Source organism: Mitsuaria sp. GD03876, assembly GCF_029840635.1.
GTDB lineage: Bacteria > Pseudomonadota > Gammaproteobacteria > Burkholderiales > Burkholderiaceae_C > Roseateles.
This window is the reverse complement of record NZ_JAOCCU010000002.1, coordinates 119982-132945: the sequence shown is the minus strand read 5'-3', so window position 1 is coordinate 132945 and position 12964 is coordinate 119982. Positions and strand designations below refer to the sequence as shown.

At 70.5% G+C, this 12964-nt stretch carries 12 protein-coding genes; 8 read left to right on the top strand and 4 right to left on the bottom strand.

Going from position 1 to position 12964, the window contains the following annotated elements; translation table 11 throughout:
* Positions 1-177: 177 nt before the first annotated feature.
* The 3 genes from N5D62_RS02080 (at position 178) to N5D62_RS02070 (ending at position 6100) form a co-directional block, all read left to right on the top strand.
* A complete protein-coding gene (locus tag N5D62_RS02080) occupies positions 178-3285 on the top strand; it encodes an Rne/Rng family ribonuclease (RefSeq protein WP_279755768.1) in 3108 nt (1035 codons plus the stop codon).
* A 313-nt stretch (positions 3286-3598) separates the two neighbouring features.
* Entirely contained in the window at positions 3599-5122 is a 1524-nt protein-coding gene (locus N5D62_RS02075; protein WP_279755930.1) for an oligopeptide:H+ symporter, read from the top strand.
* A gap of 24 nt (positions 5123-5146) precedes the next feature.
* A complete protein-coding gene (locus N5D62_RS02070) occupies positions 5147-6100 on the top strand; it encodes a hypothetical protein (RefSeq protein WP_279755767.1) in 954 nt (317 codons plus the stop codon).
* 87 nt (positions 6101-6187) lie between these two features.
* On the opposite strand, the gene N5D62_RS02065 is transcribed toward N5D62_RS02070, so the two are convergent.
* Positions 6188-6472: a hypothetical protein gene (locus N5D62_RS02065; protein ID WP_279755766.1), complete on the bottom strand. Its 285-nt coding sequence runs from the start codon at positions 6470-6472 to the stop codon at positions 6188-6190.
* Between the two features lie 162 nt (positions 6473-6634).
* Positions 6635-7597 carry a LysR family transcriptional regulator gene (locus N5D62_RS02060; protein ID WP_279755765.1) on the bottom strand — a complete coding sequence of 321 codons (963 nt, stop codon included), beginning with the start codon at positions 7595-7597 and terminating at the stop codon, positions 6635-6637.
* 135 nt (positions 7598-7732) lie between these two features.
* Between N5D62_RS02060 and N5D62_RS02055 the strand changes: the two genes are divergently transcribed.
* Positions 7733-9007: an MFS transporter gene (locus N5D62_RS02055; protein WP_279755763.1), complete on the top strand. Its 1275-nt coding sequence runs from the start codon at positions 7733-7735 to the stop codon at positions 9005-9007.
* Positions 9008-9071: 64 nt separating this feature from the next.
* Here N5D62_RS02055 and N5D62_RS02050 read toward each other — a convergent pair whose 3' ends face one another.
* Positions 9072-9647: a putative glycolipid-binding domain-containing protein gene (locus N5D62_RS02050; RefSeq protein ID WP_279755761.1), complete on the bottom strand. Its 576-nt coding sequence runs from the start codon at positions 9645-9647 to the stop codon at positions 9072-9074.
* 168 nt (positions 9648-9815) lie between these two features.
* The gene (locus N5D62_RS02045; RefSeq protein WP_279755760.1) at positions 9816-10454 is read right to left on the bottom strand and encodes a LysE family translocator; all 639 of its coding nucleotides are present in this window, start codon (positions 10452-10454) and stop codon (positions 9816-9818) included.
* A 107-nt stretch (positions 10455-10561) separates the two neighbouring features.
* Between N5D62_RS02045 and N5D62_RS02040 the strand changes: the two genes are divergently transcribed.
* From N5D62_RS02040 to N5D62_RS02025, 4 genes are read left to right on the top strand one after another with little or no spacing between them, the layout of a single operon-like run.
* Positions 10562-10975, top strand: coding sequence for a VOC family protein (locus tag N5D62_RS02040; protein WP_279755758.1), 414 nt, complete (start codon positions 10562-10564; stop codon positions 10973-10975).
* Positions 10972-11775, top strand: coding sequence for a TlpA disulfide reductase family protein (locus tag N5D62_RS02035; RefSeq protein WP_279755756.1), 804 nt, complete (start codon positions 10972-10974; stop codon positions 11773-11775). Before N5D62_RS02040 ends, N5D62_RS02035 begins: the two co-directional genes overlap by 4 nt.
* A gap of 50 nt (positions 11776-11825) precedes the next feature.
* Positions 11826-12266 carry a GNAT family N-acetyltransferase gene (locus N5D62_RS02030; RefSeq protein ID WP_279755753.1) on the top strand — a complete coding sequence of 147 codons (441 nt, stop codon included), beginning with the start codon at positions 11826-11828 and terminating at the stop codon, positions 12264-12266.
* Positions 12267-12316: 50 nt separating this feature from the next.
* Entirely contained in the window at positions 12317-12952 is a 636-nt protein-coding gene (locus N5D62_RS02025; RefSeq protein ID WP_279755751.1) for a DJ-1/PfpI family protein, read from the top strand.
* Positions 12953-12964 lie beyond the last annotated feature (12 nt).

Sequence of the window (12964 nt, the reverse complement as noted above, 5' to 3'; positions counted from 1 at the left end):
CCAACGCTGCAGCGCTGAACGGTCGAACGAGCCGTTCAATTGCAGTCCAGGGCGATCCTTTCATGGGTTCTTTCGCGTTTCTCGTGCATCGGTCGAATCGCCCGCCGGTGACCTTCCGGCAGCGGTTCTATTGAGGAACGCGCGTCAGCGGCAAGTCCCTGGCGTGGAGGAGAACTGATGAAACGCATGCTGATCAATGCGACGCAGCAGGAAGAGCGTCGCCTGGCCATCGTCGATGGACAGAAGCTGTTGGACTTCGAGACCGAGATCGAGGGCCGCGAACAGCGCAAGGGCAACATCTACAAGGCCGTCGTGACGCGCGTGGAGCCGTCGCTGGAGGCCTGCTTCGTCGACTACGGCGAGGACCGCCACGGCTTCCTGCCCTTCAAGGAAATCTCGCGCCAGTACTTCAAGGACGGCGCCGACGTGCGCTCGGCCAAGATCCAGGACGTGATCAAGGAAGGCCAGGAGCTGCTGGTCCAGGTCGAGAAGGAAGAGCGCGGCAACAAGGGCGCGGCGCTGACGACCTTCGTGTCGCTGGCCGGGCGCTACCTGGTGCTGATGCCCAACAACCCGCGCGGCGGCGGCGTGTCGCGCCGCATCGAGGGCGAGGACCGCGAGGAACTCAAGGAAGCGCTGGACCAGCTCGAGTACCCCAAGGGCATGTCGCTGATCGCGCGCACCGCGGGCATCGGCCGTTCCGCGGCCGAGCTGCAGTGGGACCTGAACTACATGCTCAAGCTGTGGTCCGCCATCGACGAGGCGTCGGGCGGCAAGGGCGCCTTCCTGATCTATCAGGAGTCGTCGCTGGTGATCCGCGCGATCCGCGACTACTTCACCGCCGACATCGGCGAGATCCTGATCGACACGGACGACATCTTCGAACAGGCCCACCAGTTCATGTCGCACGTGATGCCGGAGACGGCGCACAAGGTCAAGCGCTACCGCGATGACGCGCCGCTGTTCAGCCGCTTCCAGATCGAGCACCAGATCGAGACCGCCTTCAGCCGCACGGTGAACCTGCCGTCCGGCGGCGCGATCGTGATCGACCACACCGAGGCGCTGGTCTCGGTGGACGTGAACTCGGCGCGCGCCACCCGTGGCGGCGACATCGAGGAAACCGCCACCCGCACCAACCTGGAAGCCGCCGACGAGATCGCGCGCCAGATGCGCCTGCGGGACCTGGGCGGCCTGATCGTCGTGGACTTCATCGACATGGAGGAGTCCAAGAACCGCCGCGAGGTCGAGCAACGCCTGCGCGACGCGCTGCGCCAGGACCGCGCCCGCGTGCAGTTCAGCTCGATCAGCAAGTTCGGCCTGCTGGAACTGAGCCGCCAGCGCCTGCGCCCGGCGCTCTCCGAAGGCAGCCACATCACCTGCCCGCGCTGCAACGGCACCGGCCACATCCGCGACACCGAATCCTCGGCGCTGCAGATCCTGCGCATGGTCCAGGAAGAGTCCATGAAGGACAACACCGCGGCCGTGCACGTGCAGGTCCCGGTGGAGGTGACCAGCTTCCTGCTCAACGAGAAGCGCACCGAGATCACCAAGATCGAGCTCAAGCAGCGCGTGACCGTGCTGCTGGTGCCCAACCGCCACCTCGACACGCCGAACTACAAGCTCGAGCGGCTGCGCCACGACGATCCTCGCCTGGAGAACCTGCAGGCGAGCTACACGATGATCGAGGAGCAGCAGGAAGAGGAAAGCATCACCCGCCGCGGCGCCGAGAAGAAGAACAAGCAGGAGCCGGTGATCAAGGGCATCCTGCCCGAGCAACCGGCCCCGATGCCGGCGCCCGCCCCGGCCCCCGCGCCGAAGGCGGCCGAGCCGGTGGCGAGCGCCCCGGTCGCGGCGCCCGCGGCCCCGGTGCCTGCCGGCGGCGGCTTCTTCGGCTGGATCAAGACCCTGTTCGGCGGCGCGCCGGCGCCCGCGCCGGCTCCGGCCAGCGAGGCCAAGGCCGCCGAGCCCGCCAAGAAGGAACGTGGCGAGCGCGGCGAGCGCGACCGCAACGGCCGTGGCGATCGTGGCGACCGCAACCGCCGTGGCGAGCGCGGCGACCGTGCCGAGCGCGGTGAGCGTGGCGAACGTGGCGAGCAGAAGGCCCGCGACGGCAAGCCGCGCGGCGAAGGCAAGCCGCAGCAGGAAGGTCGCGGCGATCGTCCGGAGCGGGGTGACCGCGCCGAGCGTGGCGAGCGCGCGGAACGTGGCGAACGCGGTGAGCGTGGCGAGCGCGGTGGCGATCGCAACCGCCGCAACGAGCGCGCCGAGAAGCCGGAACAGGCCGTCGAAGGCGCGCCGCGCCAGGAACGCGCCGAGCGCGGCGACCGTCCGGAGCGTGGCGAGCGCGGTGACCGGGGCGAGCGCGGCGAAGGCCGCCGCCGCCGCGAGGAACGCGCGCCCGCCGAGGCGCAGGAGCAACTGCAGGCGCTGGCCGGCACCGAAGCCGCCAATGTCGAGTCGCCGAACGCGTTCGCGGACACGCAGCCGCTGGACACCGCGCTGACCGGTGAGGCCGGCGAGGAGCGCCAGGGCCGTCGTCGTCGTCGTCGCGGCAACCGCGGCGAGCGCGGCGCCGAGGGCGCGGAGCAGATCGAAGGCGCGCTGGTCGAGGGCCAGGCCCCGGCCGCCGGCGAGACCTCGTTCGCGGACGGCGTCGAATCGGCGGAAGCCCCGGTGGTCGGCGGTGACGCCGCCGCCGGCGAGGCGCCGGAAGGCGTCGAAGGCCAGGAAGGTCAGGACGGCCAAGGCCGTCGCCGTGGCCGTGGTCGCGACCGCTATCGCCGCGACCGCCGTGAAGGCGAAGGCGCGCCGGCCGAAGGCCAGGCCGCCGAAGGCCTGATCGCCGAAGGTGAAGCGCCGACGCCGGCCGTGGCCGCGCTGGACGGCATCGTGCTGGACGCGGGCGCCGCGCCGCGCCAGCTGGCGCTGGGCGACGAACCGACGCAGGCCCCGATGGCTGCCGCGCCGGTGGCGGCCCCTGCCCCCGCGCCGGTCCAGACGCCGGCTCAGGCACCCGTGGCGCAAGCCGCGCCGGTCGCCGCCGCGGCGCCTCGCTTCGAGCTGCCGATGGCGGACCTGAGCGCGGTCGCCGAAGGCGCGGGCCTGGTCTGGGTCAACAGCGACGCCGGCAAGATCGCCGCCGCGCAGGCCGCGATCGCCGCCGAGCCCGCCGCCGCCAAGCTGGGCCGCGAGCCCGCGCCGGTGGTGGTGCTGGACGAGGGCCCGCTGGTCCTGGTCGAGACCCGCAAGGACCTGAGCCAGTTCAAGCTTCCGTTTGAGGCTTGATGCCGGCATGAACTCCCTCTCCCGCACTGCGGGAGAGGGCGGGGGGGTGAGGGTGAGGGGTCTCGCGAACGGCCGCTCGTGGTGACCACCGACCCTCACCCCAACCCCTCTCCCGCAGTGCGGGAGAGGGGACCACCTTCAGGCCGTGTAGTTCCCCCCTTTTAGCCATAGCCGCCGGGATACCTCTCGGCGGCTTTCCTTTTGGGGCGTCACGAGCGCCCCGCGACACGACGGAGACTTTCCCTTGAACACCTCCTCCATCGCCGCCGGACCGGGCGGCACGGCGGGCGCGGCCTCGCAGGCGGCGCCGAAGATGCCGCCGCAGATCCCGTACATCATCGCCAACGAGGGCTGCGAGCGCTTCAGCTTCTACGGGATGCGCAACATCCTGACGGTGTTCCTGATGACCAGCCTGCTGCTGGCGATCCCGGAACCGCTGCGCAAGGGCGAGGCCAAGGAGGTGTTCCACACCTTCGTCATCGGCGTCTACTTCTTCCCGCTGCTGGGCGGCTGGCTGTCGGACCGCTTCTTCGGCAAGTACAACACCATCCTCTGGTTGAGCCTCGTCTACTGCGCCGGCCATGCCTGCCTGGCGATCTTCGAGAACAACCTGCGCGGCTTCTACTTCGGCCTGTTCCTGATCGCGCTGGGCTCGGGCGGCATCAAGCCGCTGGTGAGCTCGTTCATCGGCGACCAGTTCGACAAGAGCAACCGCACGCTGGCGCAGAAGGTGTTCGATGCCTTCTACTGGATCATCAACTTCGGCTCGTTCTTCGCGTCGCTGCTGATGCCGATCTTCCTGAAGCAGTTCGGCGCCAGCATCGCCTTCGGCATCCCCGGCGTGCTGATGTTCCTGGCGACCGTGATCTTCTGGAGCGGCCGTCGCAAGTACACCCACGTGCCGGCCGGCGTGTCGCACCGCGATCCGCACGGCTTCCTGAAGGTGGTGCGCACCGCGCTGCTGTCGCGCGCGCCGGGCCAGGGCCGCGGCGGCCTGGTGGTGGCCTGCCTGGGCGTGGCGCTGGCGATCGGCGCGCTGGCGCTGACCCCGAACCTGGGCTTCGTGATCGCCTTCTGCTCGGCGCTGGTGCTGCTGATGGGCTTCGGCGGCATCGGCGCGTGGATGCAGCTGGAACGCGCCCGCGCCGTCCATCCGGACGAAGCGGTCGAGGGCGTGCGCACGGTGCTGCGCCTGCTGGTGCTGTTCGCGCTGGTCACGCCGTTCTGGTCCCTGTTCGACCAGAAGGCCTCGACCTGGGTGCTGCAGGCCGACCAGATGACCAAGCCCGCGTGGTTCGAGTCCTCGATGATGCAGGCGCTGAACCCGGCGCTGGTCATGATCCTGATCCCCTTCAACAACCTGGTGCTGTACCCGCTGCTGGGCAAGCTCGGCCTGCGCATCACCGCGCTGCGCCGCATGGGCGCGGGCATCGCCTTCGCCGGCATCGCCTGGATCGTGGTGGGCGGGCTGCAGCTGTGGCTGGACGGCGGCCACGCGGTCGACATCACCTGGCAGGTCCTGCCCTACGCGCTGCTGACGCTGGGCGAGGTGCTGGTGTCCGCGACGGGCCTGGAATTCGCCTACAGTCAGGCGCCGCTGGCGATGAAGGGCGTGATCACGAGCTTCTGGAACCTGTCGGTGACGATCGGCAACCTGTGGGTGCTGCTGGCCAACTCGAGCGTCAAGGGCGCCTCGGTCACGGCCTACATCCAGTCGACGGGCACGAGCGTCACGGCCTTCCAGATGTTCTTCTTCGCCGGCTTCGCGCTGCTGGCGGCGCTGCTCTTCGCGCTGTACGCGCGCGGGTATCGGATGCAGGACAACTACCGGGGCTGAGGCCCCTTTCCGGGAGAAGGACCGATGAGTCGAATCGTTTCGCTGGCCGCCTGGGTGGCGGTGCAGGCGGCGCTGGTGGCGCCGGCGGCGATGGCGCAGGAGAGCGTCAAGCTGAACATGGTGCCGCTGCCGTCGACGCGGCAGCAGCTGGACGTCGCCATGGACATGCGCATGAACATGTCGATGAAGCTGCCGGCCGACGCGACCGAGCAGGCCAAGGCGCAGGCGCAGCAGATGAAGGCGTCGATGCCCATCACGATGAAGATGGCCATGCGCCAGGACCTGTCGACGACGGCCCGGCAGCCCGACGGCGGCTACACGCTCAACGCCGAGGTCACCTCGCTGAAGAACGAGATGCGCGACGGCACCGGCCAGACGCGCGCGCTGCCGCAGCAGGGCGCGATCCGCTTCAGCGCGCGGCTCAAGGACGACCAGTTCGAGAAGATCGACCTGCAGTTGCCGCCGTCCGCGCAGGCGCAGGCCCTGAGCAAGGAGATGCAGGAGAAGATCTTCAACCAGAGCTTCGACTGGATGCGCAAGTTCAACGGCATGACGCTCAAGGTCGGCGAGACGGTGGAAGTGCCCATCGACATGAACCTGCCCACGGGCAACGCGCCGACCGGCAAGCTGCTGGGCAAGTACACGCTGACCGGCGTGAACAAGGGCGTGGCGTCGTTCGACGTGGCGGTGCGGATGGACGTGAACTTCGCGGTCCCGGCGCCGGCCTCGGCACCGTCGGCCGCGGCGGCCGCGCCGGCGCAGGGCGCGATGAGCGGCTCGGGCACCGGCAAGATGGACCTGCGGCTGGCCGACCGGCTGATGCTGCGCAGCACGATGGCGATGACCATGGGCATGGACATCGCGGGGCCGCAGGGCAACATGCGCATGGACATGGACATGACGATGACCAGCACCGGCAAGGCGCTGCCCGTCGGGAAGAAGCCGGCCGCGCCGGCCAAGCCCGCCCCGAAGGGCTGATGGCGCGAGCGCCCGGCGCGCTCGACCGCGCGACCGCATGAAGACAAGGACCGCCCGAGGGCGGTCCTTGTTCTTGGCGGGTCGGATTCAATCCAGGAACTTGAACAGCGTCATCATCGCCACGATCACGCTGAAGCCGCTGCACATCACGGCGACCTGCGATCGCTGCATGTCGCTGAACCGCTGGAAGAAGTCAGCCCGCAGGTTGGCCATCTCGACCCGCAAGTCCGCGATGTCGCTTTTCGTGGCCAGGTGGGCCACGCCGCGCTTGAGCTCCTCGGTCACCTCCTGGCGGATCGACTCCGCCGCCGAGCGCGCCTTCGCTTCCGAAACACCGGCGCTGCTTAGCGCCGTGAACACATCGATTTCCATTCGCTGCCTTTCTCACAAGGGGGTTCCTCAAGAGGAAGAAATCTACGCGTCGGCGTGGTGCTCGGCACTGACCGGTTCTGTGGTCCGACACGGCGTTCCCACGCCGATGAGTAGGCTCGCTCCTCAGCCTTGAGGGCTTGTGTTTGTCCCTCGACAACCGGCTCACCGTCGCCGCGTTTCCCGGATGCCGCGCAGCGTCGGAATCACCTCGCGCATCACCTGCAGGAAGGCGCGCAGGCGGGCGGGCTGGAAGCGCCGCGACGGGTAGACCAGCGAGATCGGCAGCGGCGTCGCGCACCAGTCCGGCAGCAGGCGCACGAGCCGGCCCTCGGCGATGTCGTCGAGGACGGCCCACTGCGACACCAGCGCCAGGCCCAGCCCTCGACGCGCGGATTCCACCAGCGCGAACAGGCTGTCCGTGCCCAGCCGCGGCCGGAAGGCGACATGCATGCGCTCGCCCGACGCCGGCGCGTTCAGCTCGATGCCGTCGCGATAGAACGCCAGCAGCGCCAGCCACGGCTGCGCGCCGAGCAGCGCGGCGATCTCCTCGGGCGCCTTCCGGTCCAGGCCCTTGGGCAGCTTCTTCGCCAGCGCCGGCGCGGCGACCAGCACCCGCGGCACTTCCGCCAACTGCGTGGCGATCAGCGTGGGCTGCTGGATCTCGCCGACCAGCAGCGAGCAGTCGACGTTCTCGCGGCTGAAGTCGGGCAGCTGGTCCTGCAGCATCCACTCGACCGAGACGCGCGGATGCCGCGTCAGGAAGGCCGCGAGCGGCTCGATCAGCTGGCTCTGCCCGAACGCGTGCGGCACCCGCAGGCGCAGCGTGCCGGACAGCTCGTCACCGCCGTCGAGCTCCTCGGCCAGCGATTGCCAGCCGTCGATCAGCTCCTGCGCCTGCGCGGCGCAGCGCTCGCCCTCCTCGGTCAGCCGCAGGCCGCGGGTGGAGCGTTCGACCAGCCGCGCGCCGAGCAGCGATTCCAGCATCTGCACCCGCCGGCTCACCGTCGGCTGCGTGGTGGCGAGCTGGACCGCGGCGGCGGAGAAGCTGCCGGCCTCGGCGACGCGGAGGAAGGTCTGCAGCAGCGCGAGGCGGTCCTGGCCGCCGTCCCGGAGGAGATCGTTCATGGGGCGCTTTATACGCCGCGCGTATGGCCACTGTGCATGCCGGACCGGTTCCGCCGGCAGGGCCGGATCAGAAGAATGCGGGTCAGTCGGTGCGCACCCGACCCCTTCGTCGAATCCATCCCCTCGGGAGTCCGCATGTCCACCCTGCCCTTCCCCGCCGTCGCCACGGCACCCGGCGAGGCTGGCGCCCCGTCCGCGTCGCCTGCCTCGTCCGCGTCGCCCGCGGCGTCTGCTTCATCCGCGGCGTCGACGCCGTCCGCGCCGCTCATCGTGCTGCTGGCGGCATCGGCCGGCCTTGGCGCGGCCTCGCTGTACTACAGCCAGCCGATCCTGACGCCGCTGGCCGAGGACCTGCACGCCTCGACCGGCGGCATCGGCGCGGTGCCGATGCTGACGCAGCTCGGCTACGCGGCCGGCATCCTGCTGCTGACGCCGCTGGGCGACCGCTTCGACCGTCGCCGGGTGATCCTGACCAAGTTCGTGCTGCTGATCGCGACGCTGCTGATGAACGGTTTCGCGCCGGGCTTCGCGCCCTTCCTGGTGGCGAGCGCGCTGCTCGGCCTGACGGCGACGCTGGCGCAGGACGTGGTGCCGATGGCCGCGACGCTGAGCCCGGCGGAACACCGGGGACGCGTCGTCGGCCAGGTGATGACGGGGTTGTTGCTGGGCATCCTGCTGTCGCGGGTGATGAGCGGCGTGATCGCCGACCTGCTCGGCTGGCGTTGGGTCTACGGCCTCGCGGCGCTCGCGCTGACGATCGCCGGACTGGCGAGCTGGCGCTGGCTGCCGTCGGCGCCGCCGGCGATGCGCACGACGTATGGCGCGCTGCTGCGCTCGCTCGGCGGGCTGTGGCGGGCGTGGCCGACGCTGCGTCGCGCCACGATCGCGCAGGCGCTGCTGGCGTTGGCGTTCAGCGCGTTCTGGTCGACGCTGGCGGTGATGCTGCACCAGCGCTTCGGGCTGAGCAGCTCGGTGTCGGGCGCGTTCGGCCTGGCGGGCGCCGCGGGCGCGCTGGCGGCGCCGCTGGCGGGCCGCATCGCCGACAAGCGCGGCCCCGGCGTCGTGACGCGGCTGGGCGCGCTGCTGGTGGCGCTGTCGTTCGCGGCGATGTCGGTGACGGCGTGGCTCGACCGGGGCGCGGCGATCGCGGTGCTGGTGGTGCTGGCGGTGGTGTTCGACTTCGGCGTGCAGGCGGCGCTGGTGGCGCACCAGACGATCGTCTACAGCCTCGACGCGGCGGCGCGCAGCCGGCTCAACGCGCTGCTGTTCACCGGCATGTTCATCGGCATGGCCTCGGGCGCGGCGCTGGGCAGCCTGCTGCTGTCGACCTTCGGCTGGCTCGGCGTGACCGCGCTGGCGACGGTGGCGAGCGTCGCGGCGCTGGTGGTGCGGCTCACTGCCGACGAGTGACCGGCGATGCCCGCGACGGCGCGGGACGCTCGGGACGACTCGAGGCCGCTTGGGACTGCCCGCGCTACAGCCGCTTGAACAGCCCCGGATAGTCGATCACGAGCCGCTCGTCGTCGACGGGCAACTCGGCCTGGAAGCCCGAGCCGTCCAGCGACTCGAAGCGGTACAGGCGGTCGTCGAGCCGCGTGTAGGCCTGCGCCTGCGCGCGCACGGCGAGCGTCGTGCCGTCGATCCACGCCATGCGGAACTCGCGGCGCTCGCCGACCTTCAGCGGCGCGCGCCGGATCGGCAAGCTGTTGGTGAACGGCGTGGGCCAGATGTCGATGTCCAGGCAGCCGTCGAGCTCGCGCAGCGGTTGGCCGCGCTCGTCCTGCCAGTGCCCCTCCCCATCCGTCTTCAGGTGCAGCGACCGCGGCGGCCCGCCGTCATCGACGGCGAGCGACAGGCCCGCGCCGCGCAGGCGCCATTGCGCATCCCACTTCAGCCGGTAGCAGAGCCGGAACGGCCCCGCGTCCGGATCCACCGCGATGACGACGCCATCGGCCTGGCCGTCGGAAAGCAGCAGGTGTTCGATGCCCACGTTCCCGTGGTCGGGGTTCCAGGTGGGGATCCAGCAAATGGTGCGGAACGAATGCGACATGGGCGACTCCTTCGGCGCCGATGGGCAATCCGCATGCGAAGGCGTCGTTCAAGCCGTCGTTCCTGCATCCGCAGGACACACCGCACACGGCTTGTTGCCGACGACGGGCGAATCGCGATCCGCCGGCCACGGACGGCAGCCCGCCGCCCGCCCGCGGGCCATCCTTCCCTACTGCGTCCGCCCGCGCCAGCCGATCAGGCTGACGCCCAGCGCGACGAAGCACGCGCCGAAAGTCCGGTTCATCAGCTTCACCCGGGCCGGCGACGCGAGGCCGCGCCGCAGCGCGCGGGCCAGCACGACGTAGAACGCATGCGCCAGCACGGCGCAGGCCGAGAAGGTCACCGTCAGCACGACGAAGTCGCGCAGCGCCGTCTCGGGGTGGTTCATGAACTGCGGGAACAGCGCGGTGAAGAACAGGATCGCCTTCGGGTTGGTCAGCGCGACCATCACGCCGCGCAGGAACAGCGCGCGACGCGACAGCCCGGCCGTCTCGGCCGCCGCGTCGCCGTCGGCCATCGCCGCCATGCGCGCGCCCTGGCGCCATTGCTTGATGCCCAGCCAGACCAGGTAGCAGGCGCCGAGCAGCTTCACGACGAGGAAGGCCTTGGCCGAGGTGCTGAGCAGCACGCCCAGTCCGGCCGTCGTCGCGGCCGACACGGCGAGCAGTCCGATCGCGTTGCCGATCGAGCCGACCATCGCGCGCCGCGGCCCGACGCTGAGCGAATTGGAGATCGCCATCAGCACCGCCGGCCCCGGCGTGAAGGTGACGAACAGCGCCACGCTGACAAAGCCCAACCAGCTGGTCACATCCACCGCGTTCTCCCATCCGCACGACACAGGAAGCGCCGATGGTACCGGGCACCCCGCCGGGGCTAGGATCCCCCGGTCCATATCCCCACGGCCCGGGAGGCCCCATGCGATCGATCTTCCACCTGGCCTACCACGTGCGCGACCTCGACGACGCGCGCGCGTTCTACGGCGGCGTGCTCGGCTGCGAGGAAGGCCGCAGCACCGACACCTGGGTCGACTTCGACTTCTTCGGCCACCAGATCTCGCTGCACCTGGGCGAGCCATTCAAGACCGGCAACACCGGCCAGGTCGGCAGCCACCTGGTGCCGATGCCGCACCTCGGCGTGATCCTGACGATGGCCGACTGGCGCGCGCTCGCCGACCGGCTGGAGGCGCGCGGCATCGAGTTCGTGCTCAAGCCCGGCATCCGTTTCGCCGGGCAGCCCGGCGAGCAGGCGACCATGTTCTTCCTCGACCCCTCGGGCAACCCGATCGAGGTCAAGGGCTTCGCCTCCACCGACGGGATCTTCGCCACTTGAGCGAGGCCGTCGCCATCGGGCCGCTGGTGCTGCCCTGGGCCTTCGTCCACCTGTGCGTCGCGGTCGCCGCGGCCGGCGCCGTCGCCGCGCTGCTCGCGCGTCGTCGCGGCCAGGACGCCGGACCGCTGTTGTGGCGCTGCCTGATCGTGGCGCTGGTCTTCGCGCGGCTGGGCTTCCTCTACCAGTACAAGGAGCTCTACGCCGCGCATCCGCTGAGCGTCTTGAACCTGCGCGACGGCGGCTGGTCGCCCGAGATCGGCATCGTCGCGATGTGGATGTACGCGACCTTCCGGCTGCGCAACGCGCCGGCGCTGCGGCTGTCGGCGACGGTGCCGCTGGCGCTGGCGACGACGCTTGTGATCGCGGGACAGATCCAGCTCGCGCTGCAGCCCGGGAGCGAGCCGCTGCCGCGCCTGCGTTTCGAGACGCTGGATGGCGCACCGCTCGACCTGGCCGAGCCCGGCGGCAAGCCGACGCTGGTCAACCTGTGGGCGACCTGGTGCGGGCCGTGCATCCGCGAGATGCCGATGCTGGCGCAGGCGCAGCGCGATCGGCCCGACGTGCGGTTCGTGTTCCTCAACCAGGGCGAGGACGCGGGTCATGTGAGGAAGTGGCTCGACGCGCAGCGCCTGTCGATGACCAACGTCGCCGTCGACGAGCGGCGCCAGGCGAGCGCCGCGTTCAAGCAGGCCGGTTATCCGACGACGCTGCTGTTCGACGCGTCCGGCCGCCTCGTCGCGAGACGCACCGGCGAACTGTCGGAGCCGGCGCTGCAGGCGATGCTGACCCGGCTGAGATGAGCGGCCGAAACAAGGCGGCCACCTCGGAGGCCGAACACCAAGGAGCACCCATGACCTCCCCCTTCACCGTCGCCGCCTTCGACGTCCCCAAGCCCGGCCTCGCCGCGCTGATCGAGGCCGGGCTGGACCAGTACAACGAGGCCTTCGGCGAGCGCGGTGCCTTCGACGGCCAGGGCGAGCTGTCCAGCGCCGCCTACGACGCCGGCGGGCGCGTCATCGGCGGCGCGGTCGGCCGCACGCTGGGCCGTTGCTGCGAGCTCCAGCAGCTCTGGGTCGACGCCACCCATCGCCAGGCCGGCGTCGGCAGCGCGGTGGTCCGGGCCTTCGAGCAACGCGCCCGCGAGCGCGGCTGCGACACCTGCTACCTGAGCACGTTCAGCTTCCGGGCCCGCCCGTTCTACGAGCGCCTGGGCTACGCGGTCCAGCTCGAGATCCCCGGCCATGGCGCCGCGGGCTCCAAGTTCTTCATGGTGAAGAAACTCGCCGGCTGAACGCCCCGGCGGCGCGGACGGCGGGCACGCACCTTGCCGCCGATGGGGGCATGAACACCCCCACCCGCACCGTCCACCTCTACCTCTTCGAAGGCTTCGCCGACTGGGAGGCCGCCTACGCGGTCGCGGGCATCAACACGCCCGAATTCCAGAAGGACGCCGGCACCTGGGAAGTCAAGACCGTCGCCGCCGCCGGCGCCAACCTGGCGCGCTCGATGGGCGGGCTGTCGGTGATGCCCGACATCCGCTTGTCGACCCTGTTCCCCGATGACAGCGAACTGCTGATCCTCCCGGGCGGTGCCGGCTGGGACAAGGGCGAGCACATGGAGGCGGCGAAGAAGGCCAAGGAGTTCCTCGACGCCGGCAAGCGCGTCGCGGCGATCTGCGGCGCGACCGCCGGCCTGGCGCGGCTGGGCGTGCTCGACGAGCGCCAGCACACCAGCAACGCGCTGTCCTACCTGAAGGGGGTCCCGGAGTACGCCGGCAGCGACCGCTACGTCGACGAGCCGGTCGTCATCGATCGCGGCCTGATCACCGCCGGCGGCATGTCCGCGCTCGACTTCGCGCGCGCGATCTTCGACACGCTCGGCATCTATGAGCCCGAGACGCTCGAGGCCTGGTATCAGCTCAACAAGACCGGCAAGTCCGCGTACTTCGCGAAGATGGCGCAAGGCGCGACGCGCTGAGGCGGCTCGCCG

Coding starts and splice junctions, on each gene's coding strand:
- N5D62_RS02055 (WP_279755763.1), top strand. CDS start 7,733: ATGTCCACCCTGCCCTTCCCCGCCGTCGCCACGGCACCCGGCGAGGCT.
- N5D62_RS02050 (WP_279755761.1), bottom strand. CDS start 9,647: ATGTCGCATTCGTTCCGCACCATTTGCTGGATCCCCACCTGGAACCCC.
- N5D62_RS02030 (WP_279755753.1), top strand. CDS start 11,826: ATGACCTCCCCCTTCACCGTCGCCGCCTTCGACGTCCCCAAGCCCGGC.
- N5D62_RS02070 (WP_279755767.1), top strand. CDS start 5,147: ATGAGTCGAATCGTTTCGCTGGCCGCCTGGGTGGCGGTGCAGGCGGCG.
- N5D62_RS02065 (WP_279755766.1), bottom strand. CDS start 6,472: ATGGAAATCGATGTGTTCACGGCGCTAAGCAGCGCCGGTGTTTCGGAA.
- N5D62_RS02025 (WP_279755751.1), top strand. CDS start 12,317: ATGAACACCCCCACCCGCACCGTCCACCTCTACCTCTTCGAAGGCTTC.
- N5D62_RS02040 (WP_279755758.1), top strand. CDS start 10,562: ATGCGATCGATCTTCCACCTGGCCTACCACGTGCGCGACCTCGACGAC.
- N5D62_RS02080 (WP_279755768.1), top strand. CDS start 178: ATGAAACGCATGCTGATCAATGCGACGCAGCAGGAAGAGCGTCGCCTG.
- N5D62_RS02060 (WP_279755765.1), bottom strand. CDS start 7,597: ATGAACGATCTCCTCCGGGACGGCGGCCAGGACCGCCTCGCGCTGCTG.
- N5D62_RS02075 (WP_279755930.1), top strand. CDS start 3,599: ATGCCGCCGCAGATCCCGTACATCATCGCCAACGAGGGCTGCGAGCGC.